Origin of the sequence: Paraburkholderia tropica (assembly GCF_900109265.1) — a bacterium.
GTDB classification, from domain to species: Bacteria; Pseudomonadota; Gammaproteobacteria; order Burkholderiales; family Burkholderiaceae; genus Paraburkholderia; species Paraburkholderia tropica.
In genome coordinates, this window is record NZ_FNZM01000007.1 from 18,073 (window position 1) to 38,311 (window position 20,239).

The 20,239-nt window shown below is 64.9% G+C and carries 20 protein-coding genes and 1 pseudogene; 7 read left to right on the forward strand and 14 right to left on the reverse strand.

Going from position 1 to position 20,239, the window contains the following annotated elements; genetic code table 11:
- Positions 1-148 precede the first annotated feature (148 nt).
- Both BMY06_RS12500 and BMY06_RS40140 read right to left on the reverse strand, forming a co-directional pair.
- Positions 149-832, reverse strand: a complete 684-nt coding sequence (locus BMY06_RS12500) for a hypothetical protein (RefSeq protein WP_244144386.1) — start codon at positions 830-832, stop codon at positions 149-151.
- Entirely contained in the window at positions 729-1,298 is a 570-nt protein-coding gene (locus tag BMY06_RS40140) for a hypothetical protein (RefSeq protein WP_237181581.1), read from the reverse strand. Before BMY06_RS40140 ends, BMY06_RS12500 begins: the two co-directional genes overlap by 104 nt.
- Positions 1,299-1,702: 404 nt before the next feature.
- On the opposite strand from BMY06_RS40140, the gene BMY06_RS12505 reads away from it, so the two are divergent.
- From BMY06_RS12505 to BMY06_RS12525, 5 genes and pseudogenes are all read left to right on the forward strand, one after another.
- Complete coding sequence (locus BMY06_RS12505; protein WP_065061587.1) at positions 1,703-2,044, forward strand: PadR family transcriptional regulator; 342 nt, start codon at positions 1,703-1,705, stop codon at positions 2,042-2,044.
- Entirely contained in the window at positions 2,041-3,171 is a 1,131-nt protein-coding gene (locus BMY06_RS12510; RefSeq protein ID WP_074983426.1) for a DUF1700 domain-containing protein, read from the forward strand. The genes BMY06_RS12505 and BMY06_RS12510 overlap by 4 nt, the downstream gene beginning before the upstream one ends.
- Positions 3,172-3,185: 14 nt before the next feature.
- Positions 3,186-3,941 (forward strand): hypothetical protein, encoded by a 756-nt coding sequence (locus BMY06_RS12515; RefSeq protein WP_244144381.1) that lies wholly within the window; start codon positions 3,186-3,188, stop codon positions 3,939-3,941.
- A 64-nt stretch (positions 3,942-4,005) separates the two neighbouring features.
- Positions 4,006-4,693 (forward strand): annotated as a pseudogene (lepB, locus tag BMY06_RS12520) (signal peptidase I).
- Between the two features lie 104 nt (positions 4,694-4,797).
- A complete protein-coding gene (locus BMY06_RS12525; protein WP_074983428.1) occupies positions 4,798-5,349 on the forward strand; it encodes a GNAT family N-acetyltransferase in 552 nt (183 codons plus the stop codon).
- A 41-nt stretch (positions 5,350-5,390) separates the two neighbouring features.
- Here the strand turns inward: BMY06_RS12525 and BMY06_RS12530 are convergent, their stop codons facing one another.
- The 12 genes from BMY06_RS12530 to BMY06_RS12585 form a co-directional block, all read right to left on the reverse strand.
- Positions 5,391-6,809 carry a DEAD/DEAH box helicase gene (locus BMY06_RS12530; protein WP_074983429.1) on the reverse strand — a complete coding sequence of 473 codons (1,419 nt, stop codon included), beginning with the start codon at positions 6,807-6,809 and terminating at the stop codon, positions 5,391-5,393.
- Between the two features lie 107 nt (positions 6,810-6,916).
- Positions 6,917-7,669, reverse strand: coding sequence for an SDR family NAD(P)-dependent oxidoreductase (locus BMY06_RS12535; RefSeq protein ID WP_074983431.1), 753 nt, complete (start codon positions 7,667-7,669; stop codon positions 6,917-6,919).
- 38 nt (positions 7,670-7,707) lie between these two features.
- Complete coding sequence (locus BMY06_RS12540) at positions 7,708-8,841, reverse strand: FAD-dependent oxidoreductase (RefSeq protein ID WP_074983433.1); 1,134 nt, start codon at positions 8,839-8,841, stop codon at positions 7,708-7,710.
- Positions 8,842-8,912: 71 nt separating this feature from the next.
- Positions 8,913-10,076, reverse strand: a complete 1,164-nt coding sequence (locus tag BMY06_RS12545; protein ID WP_074983434.1) for an alpha/beta hydrolase family protein — start codon at positions 10,074-10,076, stop codon at positions 8,913-8,915.
- Between the two features lie 13 nt (positions 10,077-10,089).
- Positions 10,090-10,455 carry a Rieske (2Fe-2S) protein gene (locus BMY06_RS12550; protein ID WP_065061580.1) on the reverse strand — a complete coding sequence of 122 codons (366 nt, stop codon included), beginning with the start codon at positions 10,453-10,455 and terminating at the stop codon, positions 10,090-10,092.
- Positions 10,452-11,384: a VOC family protein gene (locus tag BMY06_RS12555; protein ID WP_065061579.1), complete on the reverse strand. Its 933-nt coding sequence runs from the start codon at positions 11,382-11,384 to the stop codon at positions 10,452-10,454. The genes BMY06_RS12550 and BMY06_RS12555 overlap by 4 nt, the downstream gene beginning before the upstream one ends.
- A 59-nt stretch (positions 11,385-11,443) precedes the next feature.
- Positions 11,444-12,388 carry an NAD-dependent epimerase/dehydratase family protein gene (locus tag BMY06_RS12560; protein WP_065061578.1) on the reverse strand — a complete coding sequence of 315 codons (945 nt, stop codon included), beginning with the start codon at positions 12,386-12,388 and terminating at the stop codon, positions 11,444-11,446.
- Complete coding sequence (locus BMY06_RS12565) at positions 12,385-14,250, reverse strand: phytoene desaturase family protein (RefSeq protein ID WP_074983436.1); 1,866 nt, start codon at positions 14,248-14,250, stop codon at positions 12,385-12,387. Before BMY06_RS12565 ends, BMY06_RS12560 begins: the two co-directional genes overlap by 4 nt.
- The gene (locus BMY06_RS12570) at positions 14,247-15,272 is read right to left on the reverse strand and encodes a fumarylacetoacetate hydrolase family protein (protein ID WP_074983439.1); all 1,026 of its coding nucleotides are present in this window, start codon (positions 15,270-15,272) and stop codon (positions 14,247-14,249) included. Before BMY06_RS12570 ends, BMY06_RS12565 begins: the two co-directional genes overlap by 4 nt.
- A gap of 38 nt (positions 15,273-15,310) precedes the next feature.
- Positions 15,311-16,081 carry an SDR family NAD(P)-dependent oxidoreductase gene (locus tag BMY06_RS12575; protein WP_074983441.1) on the reverse strand — a complete coding sequence of 257 codons (771 nt, stop codon included), beginning with the start codon at positions 16,079-16,081 and terminating at the stop codon, positions 15,311-15,313.
- The gene (locus BMY06_RS12580) at positions 16,078-17,160 is read right to left on the reverse strand and encodes an SMP-30/gluconolactonase/LRE family protein (protein ID WP_065061574.1); all 1,083 of its coding nucleotides are present in this window, start codon (positions 17,158-17,160) and stop codon (positions 16,078-16,080) included. The genes BMY06_RS12575 and BMY06_RS12580 overlap by 4 nt, the downstream gene beginning before the upstream one ends.
- 104 nt (positions 17,161-17,264) lie before the next feature.
- Entirely contained in the window at positions 17,265-17,720 is a 456-nt protein-coding gene (locus BMY06_RS12585; RefSeq protein WP_074983443.1) for a VOC family protein, read from the reverse strand.
- Between the two features lie 153 nt (positions 17,721-17,873).
- Here BMY06_RS12585 and BMY06_RS12590 point away from each other — a divergent pair, with 153 nt between their 5' ends.
- Positions 17,874-18,815 (forward strand): LysR family transcriptional regulator, encoded by a 942-nt coding sequence (locus BMY06_RS12590; protein ID WP_074983445.1) that lies wholly within the window; start codon positions 17,874-17,876, stop codon positions 18,813-18,815.
- Between the two features lie 182 nt (positions 18,816-18,997).
- Entirely contained in the window at positions 18,998-20,227 is a 1,230-nt protein-coding gene (locus BMY06_RS12595; protein ID WP_074983447.1) for an MFS transporter, read from the forward strand.
- Positions 20,228-20,239: the final 12 nt, after the last annotated feature.

A 20,239-nucleotide genomic window follows, 5' to 3' on the forward strand; every position in this document is an offset into this window, starting at 1 on the left:
GCGACGAATCGACGCAAGCGCGGCGGGGTCCGGCGCCCATCATGCAATCGAAATTGAATAGACAACTCATCGATTCGATGGCTGTCAATTTTGTCGGATACTTCACGGTTGTGAACGGGCGAAGGGCGTGCAATGAATAGCGCCTTGATCAGCGTTCGACCGCTATATCCCGATCGTCGCCCATGCCGTGATAGCCGCCCTGGAATATGACCGTCACGTTGCGAGGATTGTGCGCGCGATAGACGTTGGCATAAATCGGGGTGGACACGGTGCCCGTGCCACAGGGGAATTTCAGTTCTTTATCGACGCGTCCGCTTTTGATATCGACGAGCCGCAAGCGGGACATCGAAGGCGGGCAATTGCTGGCCGATTCGTACACGCCCAGCAATAGATAGTGTTTCGTGTGATGCCACATCGGAATTTCAACCGTGCCGCCAAGGCGAGGGGAATCGCCGGTGTCGTTGAGACTCCCAATCTGATGCAGCGAGATCGGCAGATTCTTTTTGCCGTCGCGCCACTCGCCCGATGCTTGCTCGCCGTTCACGCTGAGCGAGATAGGGCAAGGAACCGGATGCGTGGCCGATGCCTCCGGCACTTTGGGTGAATCGCCGAACGTGGCCGGCTCCCCGGCTTCGCACAGTTGCAGCGAGCCATCGGCGAGTCGTTTGCCTTGCAGCGGAATGGGCGTGCGATGCGCGTCGTAATAGTAACTGCCGTCCACGTGTGATTCACGCGAATTGTCGCTCATTTGAATCGACAGATGCACAGGCAGGTCGCCGATGGTTCCCGCGTAGTTTTGAACGTCGTACCATCCGGCATGCGCCGACGAAATGACAGAAAATAAAAGCACGCCCAAGGTCGCGCGAGAAAAGTCGGTGTTGTACTTCATCGGTTTGAATTCTTTTTCGAATTTTTCTGTGACGGATTATGCGTCGGTGTTTTTCACGGGTAATGCCGTGCCAGATGCCGTCGAAACGCGATGGTCGCGCCGATGCCACGAACGTATCGCGCACAAGTTTGAGCGTGCTGGCGATGCCTTGCGTCCACTTGCCGGCCAATGTCACGTCGTCGGCTTCCAGCGCGCCGGACCAGCTCGCGTTCGCTGCGGGCACCGTGAATTCGAGCGTGCGCCCAGGCGTATCGGCAATCGTGCACGCGAGATCGTATGCGCCCTGGTCGGGGCTGTCGAACGTGAGCGTCAACTGGCCCGCGTCGCTCCACGCGCAGTGCAGAACGATGGGCAGACCGGCGAGGCGGCCGTTGTACGAACCGGCTGGAATCTGTTGAGCCGCGGGCATAGGGGACGCTCTGCTTGGTCAGTGCGTTGCGGTTGCAATCCGTGACGCAGCGGCCGTGTGCGCGGGTCGCCGGCATCGCCACGTAACGTGGCGGGAATTGTAGCGTCGATCCGCCATTTATCTGCGCTGGAACGCCGGGCGCCCGCCGCTTCCTGTTAATCATGCTTCGCGCATGGGGCCGAATGGTTTTCCGACTCCCGGTCCGCCTGCAACGGGCTTTCCACGCGATCCTTTCATAGCTTTCAATCTCCGCGAGATCACCCGGAACAGTGCATAAAACAGTACCTTGCATAAAACAATACCGCCTGCTACATTGCAGTCCATGATTTCGCGGAAACACGTTGTACGCATCATGCGTGTATTGCAAGGTACTGTGTGATGCACACTATCGAAGACGGATTTGAATGAAGACCCAGCTCAAGAAGGGAACGCTCGACATGTGCGTGCTGGCCGTGCTGGCGCGCGGCGACAGCTACGCCTACGAACTCGTCTCGACGCTATCGGAAACCATGGAAATCAGCGAAGGCACGATCTATCCGCTGATGCGCCGCCTGCAGGCGGAAGCCTGGGTGTCCACGTATTTCGTCGAGTCGAGTTCCGGACCGCCGCGCAAGTATTACTCGCTGACGGCGGCGGGGCGCAGCAGCCTCGCGAGCATGGAAGAGGAATGGCGCAGTTTCGTCGATGAAGTCAACGGTGTGCTCGGGTTGCCGGGCGCGCCTCTCAAAACAGGGGGCAAGCAATGACGCAGGACGCATTCATCCAGCAGTTGCGGCATGAACTGCGAAGTTTGCCGAAGCATGTCGTCGACGACATCGTCGCCGACTATCGCGAGTACATCGGTGACGCGCTCGCGGCCGGACGCAGCGAAGCCGACGTGATTGCGGCGCTCGGCGATCCCGTGAAACTGGCGCGCGAACTGCGTGCGCAGGCGAGCTTCCGGCAGTGGGAAACGCGCCGCTCGTTCGGCAATCTGCTGCGCGTGATCGTGTCGATCGCGGGCCTCGGACTCGTGCAACTGTTTCTGCTCGTGCCGTTCATTTTCTACCTGACGCTGCTCACGTGCGGCTACGTGCTCTCGGCGACGATGCTCGTCACCGGGCTCGCGACCGTGGTGCTGCTCAGCAGCCATCACGCGTTCGGCTGGCCGTCGACGGACCGCATTCCTTTCAGTTTTCAGGGCAGCAGCCAGGACAGCAACGAGAGCGCGGACGACGGCGACGTATCGCAGCGTCGGGTGGATGGCGACGCCGCGATGCTCAAGCGCGTCAACGTGCCGGACTTTCGCGTCGACGGCGATCGCTTCGTGCTGCAACCGCAGCCCGGTACGCACATGTCGATCGTGACCACATCGGGCAACGTCGAATTGCGCAACGAAAACGGCAAACTGCACGTCACGTCGACGGGCGGCGCGACGGCCGGGTTCGACGTGAAGGGCGACGTGTGGACGATTCCGCGTGCCAACGTCGTCGCGCTCGAGATCGGCACCGGAAGCGGCGACACGCTCTCGGCCGCGCGAATGGGCGGCAGCGCGGGCGATATGGCGTGGGAAGTCAAGAGCGACGGCGAGCACGTGTCGTTTGTCGAGGGCGGCAAGGACGGCCCGCGACTCGCGGTGCACAGCGAAGGCGACTCGGTGGTGATCGACAAGAATCACGTCGCCATCGATAGCGGCGACGATCACGTGCTCATCGTCGGTCCGCATGGATCGAGCATCGGCGCGCTGCTTTACGGCGTCGCGATGCTGGCGGGCGGCGCGCTCGGTTTGTGGCTCTGCGTGTGGCTCACGCGCTTCACCTGGCGTGGCCTCGTGCGCTATGTGCGGCGTCACGCCGAGCGCATCGCCGAACGTCTCGAACACGGCGCGGCCTGACGCACGCGAGCGCAGTGAACATCGACAACGCAGTCTTTTTCTTCGAACAGGACATCGTCATGAATCTGCACTTTCTCTCCAGCACCGCGCCGGTTGCGCGCGCCGATCACCATCGCATTCGTCGCGTGCAGGCCGCGCGTTGTTTTGCCTGGCTTGCTCAAGGTTTTGCGGTCGCGCGTCTGCGGCCCGTGGCGTGGCTTTTCGCGCTGCTTGCTTGTGCCGATCTTGTCACGCTGTTCGAACTCGCGCCGCGTCTGAGCGTGCTGGCGCCGCTCGTCGCGCCGCTGGCGACGGCCATGTTCGTGCTGATGCAGGAGCGTGCCGATCACGCGCGTCCCTGGACGTTCGGCGAGACGTGGGGCGCGGTCGATGAGCATCGCGATGCCTTGCTTGCTGTCGGCGTGGCGGCTGCGGCGATGGCGAGCGCCGGTTATTTCGCGGCAACCATGCTGGCGCACATGCATGGGCTGCGCGCGTGGGCCTGGCTGGCTGCGCTGCCGTTCTATGGGGTTGCGCTCGCGTCGTTCTGGTTCGCGCCCGCGTTGATCGTGCTGCGCAACCGCACGCCGCTCGACGCGATGATGACGAGTGCGCGCGCCGTTGCGCGCAACTGGCCGGTCGCGTTGATTTACGCGGCGGTGATGGGGGCTTATGCGTTCGCGGTGTCGGCGATGCCGATGACGTTGAGCGGCGTGGTCGTTACGCCGGTGCTGGCTGTGTTGATCTTGCTCGGCGCGTATGCGAGCTATCGCGATCTGCTGGGTGAGTGAATGCGGTGTCGGTTTGCGGCTTCATGTCCTGTTGTGTTGAGCTGTCTTATGGAGGCGAAAGTCCATGCGTCTGATCGGAAAAGTTTGGAAAGAACATAAAGGCTTCGTTGCGTTTCTGCTGCTGATGACGGTTTTCCGGAGTGCCATTGCGGATTGGAATGTGGTGCCCAGCGGCTCGATGCTCCCGACGATTCAAGTGGGAGATCGAATTCTCGTGGACAAGATGGCGTACGACATTCGCTTTCCGCTGACGCATTTGAGTCTTGTGCGCCTTCATAATCCGCAGCGAGGCGATATCGTCACGATTCAGTCGGCGGCAGCGCACGAATTGCTGGTCAAGCGCGTCATTGGACTGCCGGGCGACACCGTTGCCATGCGCGATAACGTCCTCTTTATCAACGGTTCGCGCGTGAGCTACCGGGAGATTCAGCTCGATGAGCACGCGAATGATGCGACGTCGCGCGGCGAGTACTACACGGAAGTGATCAGCGGGGCTGCGCACACTATCCGTCTGTCACCGGATGCGCCGAGTCCTCGCGATTCATTTGGGCCGCTTGTCGTGCCACCCGGAAAATATCTGATGCTAGGTGACAACCGGGACAACAGCGCCGATTCCCGATACTTCGGTTTCTTCCCGCGCGAGGAAATCATGGGCAAAGCGGAGCGCGTCGCTTACTCGTTGAATCCTGCACATTATCTTTTTCCCGCGCTACGACCGTTTCGGCAGGCCGCTCGACGCACCACAAGGATGAACGTTGCGTGGTGGCAGTGTCCGGCGGCTGACCAATTAGCAGGAAGCGAGCTCACTAAACCACCTCACCGAGTCGCCCATCGCTTAAAGCCAATCGCCGATGCCATGCCGCTTCCCACATTTCACACCGACCGTCTGACACTCCGGCCGCGTACGCTACAGGACTTCGACGCGTGCCTCGCGATGGATCGCGATCCCGAAGTCGTTCGATTCGTCGTTGGCCCGTGGAGCGATCTTCAGGCGCACAAGCGCTTTCTTCACTCGCGCATTGAAGCGCGTTTCGGCGAGGGACTGGGTTACTGGTCGATTTTCGCGAAGCGCGATCCCGAGCGCTTTCTCGGCTGGGTCTTGCTCATCCCGTACGATGCCGTCGGCCCCGAGTTTGAAATCGGCTGGCGTTTAAACCGGGCGGCGTGGGGGCAGGGATATGCGACGGAGGCCGCACGTCCCGTCCTCATTCACGCGCTTCGCACGCTCGCGCTGCCGGAGATCGTCGCGGACATTCATCCGGAGAATCGCGCGTCGATCCATGTCGCGTCGAAGTTGCGGATGACGCATCGCGGCGATGGCATCGACGACGGCGTGCCGTACAGCCGCTACGCCATCACGCGAGACGAATTTCAACGGGAGAGCGACGGCGGCACGAACCGCCTTTAACTCAGCCGCACGATACGCCGATCCATCGATCTGCGCTGGAATCAGCGCTTCCCACGCCCACCGGCAGGTTTCCCCGAAGGCTTACCGCCGGTTTTCCCCACAGGCTTACGCGCCCCACCCGAACCCGCCGCAGACTTCTTGGCAGCAGGCTTGGCGCGCGGTTTCTGCGTGCTGAACGGATTCACCCAGCCCGGGCCCGGACCGTCGCCCGGCTGCGCCTGTTTGCCCGGCAGAACCCCGGCGACCACCTGCGGCACCTTGGCTTTCTTCGGTTTTTTCGGTTTCTTGAGGATTTCCCCGCTCGCGCTGGTTTCCGGCACGCGATGATCGGCGAGGAAGCCCGGTTCCTCTTCGCGACGCAGCGTTTGTCTAATCAGCGCTTCGATCGCGGCCAGTTGCGGCGCTTCATCGGCGCACACGAGCGACACCGCCACGCCGCTGGCGCCCGCGCGGCCGGTCCGGCCAATACGGTGCACATAGTCTTGCGTGACGATCGGCAGATCGACGTTGATCACCAGCGGCAGATCGTCGATATCGAGTCCGCGCGCGGCCACATCGGTGGCCACCAGCATCTGCACTTCACGCGCCTTGAAGCGCTCCAGCGCGCGCAGACGCGCCGGTTGCGGTTTGTCGCCGTGAATCGTATCGATCGAATAGCCGGCTTTTTCCAGCAAGGTCGCGAGGTAATCGACACCGTTGCGCGTCTTGACGAACACCAGCGCGTTCTGCCACTTGTTGCGCGCCACGAGGTGCATGAAGAGTTCGGGCTTGTTGCGCTTGTCGACCGTCACGACCCATTGCTTGATCTTGCTGGCCGTCGCATTGGGCGGGCTGACGCTGATATCGACCGGATTGCGCAGAATGCCCGCCGCCATGGTGCGGACTTCCTCGCTGAAGGTCGCGGAGAACAGCAGCGTCTGGCGTCTCGCGGGCACCGCTTCGAAGACCGCGTTCAGTTCGCGCGCAAAGCCAAGGTCGAGCATGCGATCGGCTTCATCGAGCACGAGCGTCTGCACCTGATCGAACTGCACGGCGTTCTGACGATGAAGATCCAGCAGACGGCCAGGCGTGGCGACGAGCACGTCCACGCCTTTGCGCAGCTTCATCATCTGCGGATTGATGCTCACGCCGCCGTAAGCGGCGAGGAATCGCAGGTCGAGGCCTTTGCCGTATTCGATAAAGCTCTGCACCAGCTGCTCGGCGAGTTCGCGCGTCGGCACGAGCACCAGTACGCGCGCGCGATTGCTCGACACCGCCGGGCCGTTCTGCACCAGCCGTTGCAGCAGCGGCAGCGCGAAACCGGCCGTCTTGCCGGTGCCGGTCTGCGCGGCGGCCACGACGTCCTTGCCGCTGAGCACGGCGGGAATCGCCTTGACCTGCACCGGCGTGGGCGTCTGGTAATTGAGATCCCGCAGAGTGCGCTGCAAGGGATCGATCAGGCCTAGCGTGGCGAAGGACATGGGGCAGTTTCCGGACTAAAACCGCAATTCTAGCGGTTACCGCGCCGATTGCGACGCGCGCCGCGTATCGACGCGCATCGCGCATGCCGTTTTTTGCGCCGTCGCCCTCAGAAGCCGAAGCCGCCGCCATCCACGTTCAGCACCTGGCCGGTGACGAAGCGCGCGTCGTCGGAAACGAGAAAGGCCAGTGCGCCGGTCAGGTCGTCGGGTTCCTCGGTGCGCGGAATGAACTGCCGCGCGCGCACGGCTTCGAAGGCTTCGGCGGGCAGATTCGCCGCGCTGCCGGGATGACGCGTCAAGCCCGGCGAAATGGCGTTCGCGGTCACGCCGTGCGCGCCGAGTTCGGAAGCGAGCGCGCGCGTGAGGCCGATCACCGCCATCTTGCTGCTCGCGTAGGCGCTCATGCCGGGCGGTGGTCCCCACACGGTGCTCGATGCGAGATTGACAATGCGGCCCCAGCCGCGCTCGACCATCCCGGCCGAAAAGGCCTGGGCGAGCAGGAAGGGCGCGTCGACGTTGACCGTCATGATCTGCCGCCACAGCGAGGCGCTGATGGTGGCGAGCGGCGCCATCGGCATGAAGGCCGCGTTGTTGACGAGCACGTCGACCTTGCCGGTGCGCTCGATGACTTCGGCGGCGAAGCGGGCGATATCGTCGGGTTCGCTCAGGTCGCAGGCGAGCGCGATGGCGCGGCCGCCGGCGGCGTCGATGCGCGCGGCCAGCGCATCGCACGGCGCGCGATCGGTCAGCACGAGTGTGTGGCCGCTGGCGGCGAGGCGCCACGCGAAGGCTTCGCCGAGGCCGCCGGCGGCGCCCGTGACGACCGCCACGCGGCCGTTGTCGGGTGAAAAATCGCTCATGGTGAATTCCTTGGTTTCAAGCGGGCAGATGACGTGATTCACAACGGATCGCGCAACGCCTGCTGCGCCGCGACCATGATGCGCGTGTGCTCGTCGCGCGAGCCGCCTTCGCGCTCGATCTCGCCCAGCCGCCCCGACGCCGACACAACGAGCCGCGCGCGGTCGTAATGGCGGCCCGCGTAGGCGAGCAGCGCGCCTTCGAGCGAATGGCGCCGGCGCAGTTCGTCGGCGAGCACGAGCGCGCCTTCCACGGCGATGCCCGCGCCCGAGGCGAGATGCGGCGTGGTCGCGTGCACGGCGTCGCCGAGCAGCACCACGCGGCCGCGATGCCACGGTCCCTCGATCATATGCCCCGCGAGCGGACGATACAAAACGCGGTGATCGTCGAGCGTGCCGTCGAGCAGCCCTTCGCGCAGCCTCGCGAGCGGGCCGTCGAATTCTTCGAGCAGATCGGCGAGCAGTTGCGGCCACTTGTCCGGCGCGAGGAAATCCATGCCTTCGCGTTTGTCGAGCACGAACAGATAGCACTGCGTCGCGCTGATCGGATTCATGCCCGCCTTGGTGGTCTTGCCCATGTAGATCGTCGAGTTCTCGCGTTCGCGCGGCACCACCGCGCGCCACGATCCCTGGCCCGTGAAGCGCGGCCCCGCGAAATCGGGCTTGACGTGGCGGCGCACCGCGGAATTGACGCCGTCCGCGCCAATCACGAGGTCGTAACGCGCGCGCGTGCCGTCCGTGAAGACGACGTCGACGCCTTCTTCATCCTGCGCGAGCGTTTCGAAACTCACGCCGAGGCGCACGTTCGCGCCCGCGCGCTGCGTGGCGTCCGCGAGGATCGCGGCGAGCGCACTGCGCATGATGCCGGCCGCGCCCGGCAGATCGTCCGCGCCGTGCGCCGAGGCGATCGGCACGGTGGCCGTGAGCTGACCGCTTGCGTCGCAGATATCGACGGCGCGCCACGAACCGCCCACGCGCAGCACGTCGGCGACCACGCCGACTTCGCGCAGCGCCCGCAGCGTCGGTCCGCTGATGGTGATGCCCGCGCCGTCGGGCGCCCACTGCGGATTGAGTTCGACGAGATCGACCTCGATGTCCTGGCGGCGCAGCATGATCGCCGCGCACATGCCGCCGATGCCGCCTCCCACGATCAAGACCTTGTTGACGAGTGCCATGGTGTCTCTCTGTGTTTTATCGTTGCGTAATGACTGGATAGGTCTGAATGGAGCGACGAAGAACGCGCGCCTCAGGCGAGCGTGCCGCCCAGTTGTTCCGCGAGCCAGTCCGCGATGCGGTTGCCGGCGTTGAGCGGATTGTCGAGCGAGCTGTGTTCGACGCCGCCTTCGCGCGCGGTGAAAACGAAGAGATCCTTCTTCGGGCTGTTGATCAACTGATCGAAGGTTTCGTGCGCATATTTGAGCGGAATCTGGCGATCGTTTTCGCCGTGCGTCACCAGAAACGGCACGCGAATGCGATCGAGCACGCCGTTCAGATGCATGAATTCGGCCTTGGCGAAAAAGTCATCCTGATCCTTCGCGCCGAACACCCATTGCACGTGCTTCCAGTAATGCGGCACGGGATTTTCGCCTTCGCGTTTCAGACGTGCGTGCTGCACGGCGCGCCAGTCGTGATTGGCGCCCCAGACCGCGCCGCACGCGAAGCGCGGCTCGAACGCGACCGCGCGCGGACAGTAATAGCCGCCCAGCGACACACCGAGTGCGCCAATGCGCTGCGGGTCCACTTCCTCGTGCGCTTCGAGCCAATCGACGATCGGCGCGGCCCAGACCTCCGTGTTGTGCACGGCAGGCAGTTCTTGCAAACGCAGCGCTTCGCCCGTGCCCGGCTGATCGACGAACAGCGCGGAGAGGCCGCGTCGCGCGAACATCGTGCCCATCACGCTCTTTTGCAGCATCTCCTTGGTCGAATCGAGTCCGTTCATGACGACGACGATCGGCGCGCGCTGGCCCGCTTGCAGCCCTTCGGCGCGCACGTAGAGCGCGGCAAGATGCGTGTCGCCATACGGGATTTCGACGCGCACGCAATTCTCGCGGCCGAGCGTGCGGCCGCGTTCGAACTGTTCGAGCGAACGCTGATAGATCGCGAGGCGCGCTTCGAAACCGTGTGCCTGCATGCGTTCGGCGATGCCGTAATACAGGCCCGCACGCGCGTATTTTTCGCCGGCGGACAGCGTGTGGCCGCGCGCGAGATCGTCGTCGGCGAGGGCGCTGAGCTGATCGGCGCCGGCCTTCCACGCTTCATAGAAAGCCACCGTGCCGGGATCGTCGCCCGCGAGCGCCGCGTCGCGCAGCGGCGCGCACATGGCGTCGACTTCGCCGATATTGCCGCCGTGCGTGAGCGCGATCATCGTCGAAAGGCTCCACACGTAATTGGTCGGAAAGTACTGGAACATGGCGATAGTCCGTTTAAATGTCGAAGACCGAGGGCAGGTCGGCGGCGATCCATACTTCGCCGTCGACAACGCGCGCGGGTACCTTGATGAGCGACTTGCCGGTGCACGGCCCGGCGAAACACAGGCCCGTGCGGATGTCGAAATGCGCGGAGTGCGCGTAGCAGACGATGTGCTGTCCGTCGCCGGACAGAAAGCGGTCCTGGCGATATTCCATCGGCCGATGTTCGTGCGGGCAGTCGTTGAGCCAGACGAACACTTCGTCGCCCTGACGCACGACGCACAGACGATCGTCGAAGCCTTCGCGCAGCATGCCGCGCGCGCCGCCGTCGGGCAGCGCGTCGAGCGTGCAGAGCAGGCGCTCTCCGGCGTGCGTGGTCATTCGCCGGGCGCCCACTTGTTGCGGGCGTCGAACAGGAAGATCTGCGAGTTGTCGGAACCCGGATCGACGGCGCGCGGCGTCCAGCTCGCGTCGTGCAGGTCCATGTCCGCGTCGAACTCGATCGTCGCGCCGAACGGGCTGTTGAAATACCAGAAGAAGTTGCTGCCCAGAATATGGCGGCCCGGCCCCCAGAAGCTCTTGTAGCCCTTCTTCACGAAGTTCCAGCCGTGCTGCAGCACTTCGGCGGGCGAGCCCAGATGGAACGTGAAGTGATTGCAGCCGATCATGTGATCGTTCTGGCTTTCGATCATGAAGAGCGTGTGATGATCGTTCGTGCCCGCCGGCCGCATGAACGGGCCGAGATGATTGAAGCGGTCGGTCACGACGAAACCAAGGCGCGCATAGAACGCTTCCGCCTTCTGCACGTCGTCCACGAAATACACGACGTGCGAGAGCGTGCGCGGCTTGATGACTTCATCGGGATTCGCAGCGCAGTCGTTGGGCGCGCGACCGGCGGGTTGCCCCGGCACGTTGAAGCCCAGATAGCGCGCGTCATAGGCGCGGCGTTGCGTGACCATGAAGGCGACGCCGAAGCCCGCATCGTCCATGCAATGCACGGTGCCGTCGGCGTCCATGCGCACGTCGCGCTCCGCTTCGAGATGCGCGCGGATCGTGGCGAGCGTGTCCGCGTTGTCGACGCCGTAGACCGTTTCGCGCAAACAAGGCGTGGCGGCTTTCGGCGGCAGCGGCGGCAGGCGCGGGTCGTCGGCGGGGCGCATGACGAGGCCCGTGCCGTCGAGTGCGGTGAAGACGCCGCCGTGCGCGGGATCGTATTCGACTTCGTCGAGACCATAGTCGTGCAGGTACTGGCGGGCTCCCGCCATGTCGTCGATGCCGAAGACGAGATATTCGAGTCCAACGATCTGCATAATCAGGAATCCTTTTCATTGGTATCGCAGCGATTCAGTGGCGCAGCGATGCCGGGTATTCAATGGGCGATGGCGCGGGCGATCAGTTGTTCGACCGTGCCGTCGTGGCGCAGGCCGAGTTGTTCGGCTTCGGGCGTCAGCAGCGGCGGATAGGCGGCGAACAGCCGCTCGATGAACGGGTCGGGCGCGTAGGTCACGAGCGCCTTGCGTGACTCGCCGAAGCGCGCGGCGAGCGCGTCGACCACTTCGGCGATGGTGAGGCGCAGCACCGGCATCTGATAGCTGCGCCGCGCGTTGAAGCGTTCCGCGTCGACGGTCGCCGCATGCAGCAGATTGTCGACGCACGCGCCCACCGAGATCCACCACGCCACGCCTTCGGGCGAGACCGGCACCGTGATCGCCTCGTTGGCGGCGAGTTTCCAGAACAGCTGGCTCATGAACGCCGACATCATGCCCGCGCCGTCGCCCGGTCGCGCCACCACGCCGGGCAGGCGCAGCGAGCAGCCCTGCACCCAGCCGAGGCGCGTGGCGTCGGCGACCAGCGCTTCGCCCGTCAGCTTGTGCGCGCCGTAGCTCAATGCGGGCGCGGGCAGCGTGCGTTCGTCGACGACCTCGGGCAGTTGGTCGCCGTAGACCGCCACCGTGCTCGCGAAGACGAAGCGCGGCGGCCGGGCCTGACCGCGCAGATCTTCGAGCAGGCCGAGCGTGGCGTCGAGATTGATCGTGCGGCCGAGCGCGTAGTCGCGTTCCGCCGCGCCGCCGGGAATGCTCGCGAGATGGAACACGGCATCGACGGGCGCTGCGTAGGCTTGCGCGCGCACGCTCGCGTCGGCGATGCTGCCCGCGAGTTGCGTCACGCGTGCATCGGCGTGCGGCGCATCGAATGCGATATCGAGCAGCGTGAGTGTCGACACCGCGCGTGCGCCGAGGCCGTCGGCGAGCAGACGTTTGACGAGCGCGCGCCCGACGAACCCCTGTGCACCGGTAACGACGACATGGCTCATTGCGCGTCTCCCTTGCGGAACGGCAGCGTGGCGAGGAACGCCAGGCGCGTGGCGCCGAGCATCTTGAGGCCCGCGCGTGCGGAAGACGCGTCGAGGCGCGCTTCCATCGGCATGGTGCCGAAGCTCTTGCCCTTGATGACGAGTTCGTTGCCGACGCGTTCCAGCGACTCCACGTGCATCAGTTCCTCGTCGGAGGGACCGCGCAGCACCATGCCGGCTTTCTTCGGCGCGTGGCCGTTCGCCGTCGCGGGCACGCCGCTGTCCTGGCGCGCGCCCTTCGCCACGCTGCCGAAGTCCATGCCGAGCTGATCGAACATCTTGATGGCGGTGGCGCGGCCCGCGCCGTACACGCCGCCGCCCGGATGCTGGAACGGTCCCGCGAGATAGAGGCGCTCGACGCCCGGCACGGTGAACTGGCCGAGGTCCGGCGTGGGGCGATGCCCCGCGCTTTGATAGAAGTAGGGCGCCACGCCGTGCAGATCGCCGCGCATCATGCTGTTCGGGCTCGAGCGTTCGAGATCGACAGGACTGACGATGCTGCGCGCGACGATGTTATCGCTCGTCAGGTTCGAAACGAACCGGCGGTAATGCGCGAGCGAGAGATCGCCGATCTCTTCCTTGAACTCGTCCCAGTGACGCTCGGACCAGCGCGTGTCCTTCACGTTGTACGGCGCGAACGTGATGCCATGGAACATGCCCTTGCCCGCGGGCACGCGCGTCTTGTCGCCGATGCTTTCGTCGCCGCCCGCGCACAGACGGCGCTCGGTGATGAGACCGCGCTTGAGGTCGTCGAAATCGGCGAGCATCTCGTCGAGCTTGTCCGTGGCCATGAATTCGAGCATGGTCGCGTAGCCCACTTCTTCGCCCGCGTAATAGCGCGCGTTTTCCTTGAGATCGTAGTGGCTCACCATGATCGAGAACGGCGCGAGCGTGGCGCGTTCCGCGCGCTTCAACACGGGCTCGGGCACGCCTTCCACGAAGCGGCGGATCACATGCGGATGAAGCGCGCCGATCACGGCGTCCTTCGCCACGATGGTCTCGCCGCTCGCGAGCTGCACGCCGCTGGCGCGACCCGCGCTCGTGAGAATCTTCGCGACTTCGGCGTTGCAGCGCACTTCGCCGCCATACGATTCGATGCAGCGCACCAGCGATTCGGTGAGCTTGCCGCTGCCGCCGATCGGCTGCGAAACGCCGTACGTATGAATGATGCCGGGCATCAGCAGCACGCCCATGCCGGTGCCGAGTTCGTTGGGCGCCTGCAGGTTTTCGCTCACGAGACGCAGCAGATGAATCTTGATCTTGTCGCTCTCGTAGAGTTGATTGACGAGATCGAGGCAGTCGCGGTTCATGTAGTCGAGCATGAGGCGGCCTTCGTCGCTGCGGTCGAGCATGGCGACGAGTTCGCCGAGCGGCGGCGGCGGCGAGTAGAGGCCGGGCATGAACATCTGCAGGACCTGCTGGCTCATCTTCACGAATTCGCGGTACGTGTCGGCGTCTTTCTGCGAGACCTTCGCGAAGCATTCGCAGGTCTTGTCGAGATCCTTGTACGTGAACAGCACCGATTGATCGGGAAAGATCGTGGCGTGCGGCACCGGCGAATAGTGGTATTTCAGGCCATGTTCCGAGAGCAGGCCGAGTTCGTCCTGGCGCAACATCGGATTGCCCTGAATCATGATGTGCACGCTCGAGTGCTCGTCGTGCCAGTAGCCCGGCGTGTTCAGCTCGCGCGTGCTCACGCCGCCGCCCGGCCACGCCTTGCGTTCGAGCACGAGGACTTTCTTGCCGGCTTTCGCGAGATACGCGGCGGCGACGAGGCCATTGTGGCCCGCGCCCATCGCGACGATGTCGTATTGCGTGGTCATGCGCCTGCTCCTGCAATGGCGTGGTGGGCGGACTGCTGAACGTAGTCCGCCTGAATGTAGCGATGATCGATGGCGCCGAAGATCGATTGACCGTCGTGGCCCTTCATGTCGAAACGCAGACGTTCGCCGAAACGCATCCACGGCGTGCGCGATTCGCCGTGTTCGAGCATTTCGATCGCGCGTTGCTCCGCGAGGCAGGCGGAACCCGTCGCGTGATAATCGACGTTCGAGAAGGTGCCCGAACCGAGCAGCATGCCCGCGCGCAAATTGCGGTTGTACGCGATATACGCGATCAGTTCGTGAAAGCCGAAGCTCATTTCGCGGCCGTTCGGCGCGCCGAAGCGCTCGCCGTTGCGCGCGACTTCCATGTCGAGCTGCACGCGGCCGTCCTGCCAGGCGTCGCCGAGTTCGTCGGGCGTGACGGCGACCGGCGCGAACGCCGTGGCGGGCTTGGCGAGTATGAAGCCGAAGCCCATGCCCAGCTCGCGAAACAGATGCTTGCGCATGCTCACGTCGTTGAAGAGCACGACGAGGCGCACGTGGGAGAGTGCGTCGGCGGCGCGCGTGCCCATCGGCACGTCGCCGAGAATCACGCCCACTTCGCCTTCGAAGTCGCATTGATCGGCTTCGTCAGGAAACGCGTAATCGCCGTGCGGGCCCACGAAATCGTCGGCCTGTCGCTGGATCAGTACGGGAATCGACGGGTCCGACTTCTTCTCCGGATGGTAGGCCTGCGTCATGATGCGGCCGTGATTGAGGAACGCGGAGGCGTCGATGAACTGATGCGTGCGCGGCAGCGGCGCGCTGCACGCCTGCGCGTCGAAGTCGAACGCGTTCGCCGCGCGGCCGGCGTTGAGCGCGTCGTAAAGCGCCTGCAATGCGGCTTGCGTGTGCGCCCAGTCGTCGAGCGCGGCGCGCAGTGTCGGCGCGATGGCGTCGGCGCGAACCGCGCGGCGCAGATCGCGCGAGACGACGATCAGCGCCCCATCGGGATGACCGTTGTTGAGCGACGCGAGTTTCATGGTGTCTGTCTCCTTCGATGTCTTGTCGGTTGATGCGATCAGCGCAGCGGGCGGCCGCCGTCGACGGGCAGCACGCAGCCGGTGGTGAAGCGCAGATCGCGCGCGGCGACTAGCACCGCCTGCGCGATTTCCTGCGGGTCGGCGAGGCGGCCGAGCGGCGTGCGCGCGGCCTGCTCGTCGCGCCACGCGGTGTCCATCGACTTCACGAATTCGGTGTCGACGAGTCCCGGCGACACCGACACCACGCGAATGCGTGGCGCGAGCGCACGCGCCAGCGACTTCGTGAGATTGTCGAGCGCGGCCTTCGAGGCGCAATAGATCACGTTGCTGCCCATCGCGGTCTGCGCGGCGATCGACGAAATATTGACGACGACCGCGCCGCCCGCGAGCGTGCTGCGGTCGAGCAGCGGACGCAGCGCGCGCACCATCGCGAATGGGCCGCGCACGTTGGTGGCGAGCACGTCGTCGATGAGCGCGTCGGGCATGCCGTCGAGGTCGTCGTGCGCGACGAAGCGCGTGGTGCCCGCGCAATTCACGAGCACGTCGCAGCGGTTGTAGCGCGTGGCCACGTCGTCGGCGAGGCGCGTGAGCGCGGCGGTGTCGGTCACGGGCGCGGCGAGGGCGCTATGGCCTTCGCCGTCGAGTTGCGCGACGAGCGCGTGCGCCGCGTCGGCCGAACTGCGATAACCGGCGACGACGGCGCAACCGGCGAGCGCGAGCGAGCGGCAGATCTGCTCGCCGAGGCCGCCCGTCGCGCCGGTGACGAGCGCGACGGGGCGCTCGCCGTTAAGGGTGGTGAACTTCGTCATGACGTTGCGTGCTTGTCGTGTGTGTCGTGCGTTTCGTGCGTAGCGTTCGTCGCCGAACGGTTCCAGTGCGCGAGCGGCAAACCCGGCACCGGCGAGCGGAAGCTCGCGAGCGTCGTGCCGCCGAGGCTGCCGAGATACACCGTGCGCAGATCGGGGCCGCCGAACGTGAGGCTCGCCATCATCGGCGCGAGCGTGCCGCGGCACGCGCCCATCAACTCGGGCGTCGTGGTGCCGTCGCGATAGTGCGTTTCGTAGCGCGCGAAGGCCTCGGGATTGCCGTCGTCGAGCAGCGTGAGCACTTCGCCTTCGGGCGTGAGCGCGATGAGCTTCTCGTTGAGGATCAGCGTGATCCAGAGATTGCCGTGCGCGTCGAACGCGAAGCCGTCCGGAAAGCCGCCGAGATCGGGCGGCCCGTAGATCTCGCGGTCGGTGAGCGAGCCGTCGTCCTGCACGCGCAGACGCGAAATGCGGCGCGCGTTGGTTTCGACCACGTAGAGCCATGCCTCGTCGGCGTCGAGCCGGATCTCGTTGGTGCCCACGAAGCCGTCCGCGACGATGCGGATGCCGTGTTCGTCGATCAGGCCTACGTAACCGTCGGCGGTCTTCTCGTTGATCGAGCGCGTCCACGGCACCTGGCGCGTGGTCACCGTGAACCAGATACGGCCGCGCGAGTCGGTCAGCACGAAATTGGTCTTGCCGAGCGGCGCGCCGTCGAGGCGGTCGTAGAGCGTGCGCGAAGCGCCGTCGCGCGTCATCAGTTCGATGGCGTCGGTGCCGAAGTTGGCGATCACGATATGGCCTTCGGCGTCGAACGCGAGACCGTTGGGCAGCGTGCCGCCCATCACGAGTTGCTGGGCGTCGCCGGACGCGGGCGCGGTGTTCTGCGTGCTGTGCTGCGCGATCAGTGTTTGCGTGCCGTCGGGCGCGATGCGCATGACGCCGCCGCGCGCGTCGGCGGTCCAGAGCGTGCCGTCGGGTTCGGCGAGGATGCATTCGGGGCGCAGCAGATCGCGGCCAACCTGGCGAATCTCGTCGCGGTTGACTTGCCAGCCGTGCAGCGGATTAGTCGATGTCGTCATGGGTGCGTGAATACGTCAACGTGTCAGCAAGATTGGGTAAGGCAGCGCGATCCGGCCTGCAGTGTGAACGCCGGCGCGCATGCAAATTCAGCGTTCAGCACGCGTTACGATTGATGGCGATCGGGGGCGAACGGTTCGAGCAACTCGATCAGATTGCCGCCCGCGTCGCGAATAAAGGCCGTGGGATTGCCGTCGACGTTCAGTTCGAACGCGATATCCGCGCCCGCTTCGCGCAACGCGGCCACCGCGCCCGGCACGTCGGGTACTTCGAAACACATATGCTTGTTGCCGTGCGTGCGCAGATCGAGATTGGGCACGCGGCGATCGTCGGGCAGGGGCGCGGCGCCCGGCACTTCGAAGATCTCGATGCGGTATTGCTCGCGGCGCACGAAAGCGATACGCGCGGGAATCTTGTCGATGTAAAGCTGCTGTTCGAGCGTGAAGCCGAGCATGCGGCCGTACCAGGCGACGGCGGCGTCGAGATCGGGCACGCTGATGCCGAAATGATGGGGTCGCAACGAGGAAAGCAGCGGCTGCTGCGTGCACGGCGCGGTCTGCATGCGGGTTGTCTCCGGCTTGTTGCCGGCCGCTCGGGGCGGCACGGCGAATCGTTTGTATAGCCGTACTGTAGAGGGATTCAATTGTCGAAACCATCAATTCCTAGTGGAAACACGCATTGATGGGATCGGATGCTCGCGGGATAGTCACGCCCCATGAGACTGGGTCACTTCGACATGAATCTGCTGGTCGCGCTCGATGCGCTGCTCGACACGCGCAGCGTCACGCGCGCGAGCGAGCGGCTGCACATTGGCGCGTCGGCAACGAGCAGCGCGCTGGGCCGCTTGCGCGAGTATTTCAACGATCCGCTGCTGATGCAGGTGGGGCGGCGCATGGAACTCACGCCGCTGGGGCGCAGTCTTGCGCAACCGGTGCGCGAGATTCTGCTGACCGTGCAATCGACGGTGGTGGCGCGGCTCGAATTCGATCCGGCGCAGGCGCGGCGCAACTTCGTGATTCGCGCGTCGGACTATCTCACCACGGTCTTGTTGATCGACGTGGTGCAGCGTCTGCAACGCGAAGCGCCCGGCATTACGCTGCACATCGCCAACATGGCCGACGACGTGCCCGAGCGCCTCGATCGCGGCGAGGTGGATTTCGTGATTTATCCGAGCGTGTCGGTCAATCCCGATCATCCGTCCCAGGCGCTGTTCGAAGAGACGTTCAGCTGCGTGGTGTGGGAAGGCAATCCGCTCGTGGGCGAGACGCTCACGCCGCAGCAATACGCGGAATTGGGGCACGTGGCCGCCACCTTCGGCGACAGCCGCAGCGCGAGTTTCGAAGGCTTCGTGATGGCCAATCGCGGCATCTCGCGCACGATCGAAGTGACGACCACAAACTTCAACACGCTGCCGCAACTCGTGATCGGCACCACGCGCATCGCGACCGTGCATACGCGGCTCGCGAAAATCTACGCGCATTTCCTTCCCTTACGCGTGCTGCCCTTGCCGATGGAGCTGCCGCGTCTCGTCGAAGTCATGCAGTGGCACGCGATCAACAACGGCGACCCCGCGCACGCGTGGATGCGCCGCGTGTTGCAGGAACAGGCGCAGGCGAGTGCGGACGCGCCGGGCGCGGCGCTGCTGCAACGCGGCTGAAGCCGGTACGCGTCGATTCGACGGCATCAAATGGTCTTGTCGACGCAATCTGATTGTGTCGTAACGTCGCGGCCGGAATCATTCGTCTCACACAAACAGGAAGTTCGCGGTTCTGCCGGACGCGCCATGCGCGCACGGCTCGACATCGCGGACTCTATTCAAAGAGAAACGGAGACGACCCCATGCATGTGCAAACTCCAGGCCGCGACGGCGCGCCGGTGCGCCGCGAAGCCCACTTCCTTCATGCGCTGATTCTGCTGAGCACGGTGATTTGCGGCACGCTTGCGCCGACCGTGATTGGCCCCGTGCTGCCCGCGATGCAGCAGCATTTCGCCAACGTGCCCGGCATCGAAACGCTGGTGCCGGTGGTGGTGACCATGCCGATGTTCGTGCTCGGCGCGCTGGCGATGGTGATCGGCGCGGTCAGCGACAAGATCGGCCGCAAGCGCGTGCTGGTCGGCGCGCTGGTGCTCTACGCGATCGCGGGCACCGCGCCGCTGTATCTCGACTCGATCCAGGCGATTCTCGCGAGCCGCGCGCTGGTCGGCCTGGCCGAAGCGGCGGCGATGACCGTGAGCACGTCGTTTATCGGCGACTATTTTACGGGCGCGAAGCGCGACCGCTACGCGGCGTTGCAGGTCACGGTGGCCTCGACTTCGGCGTTCGTCTTCAATCTGATGGGCGGCGTGCTGGGCGCGTATGGCTGGCGTGCGCCGTTCGTCGCGTACGCACTGCCGTTGCTGCTCGCGCCGCTCGTGCAGATTTTTATCTGGGACACGCAGGGCGGCCGCGATCTGCGCGAAGCCCACGCGCATGCCGCCGACGAGACCACGTTCCGTCCGTGGCTGCTCGCGCTGATCTGTCTCGCGGCCTTTGGCGTGGGCATGGTGTTCATGGTCGTGCCGGTGCATCTGTCGTTCATGCTCGTGCAACTCGGCGTGCATTCGACGGGCGCCATCGGTTTTGCGTATGCGATGAACAGCGTTGGCATCATCGCGGGCACGCTCGGCTTCGGCTGGTTTATCGCGAGTCGCTTTTCGGTGCTGCAGCAGTTCGTGCTCGGCACGATCGTCTGCGGGCTCGGCTTCGTCTGCATGGGCACGGCGCACGACCAAACCGTGCTCACGCTGGGCGGCGCGATCAACGGCGTGGGTTGCGGCATCGTGCTGCCCGCGCTGGTGAGCTGGGGCCTGCGCTCGCTGCCGTTCTCGCGGCGCGGCTTCGGGACCGGCGCGTTCACGGCGGCGCAGTTCATCGGCTATTTTTGCAGCCCGATCGTCGTGATGGCGATGGTCATGCACTCGGGTTCGCGCTTCGCCGTCGTGCAGTCGTGGGGGCTCGCGCTGTTCGTGCTCGCTGCGGTGTGCGTGGGCGGCTCGCTGCTGCGCGTGCGTCGTCTGAAGCTCGGTTGAGCGATCCGGAGA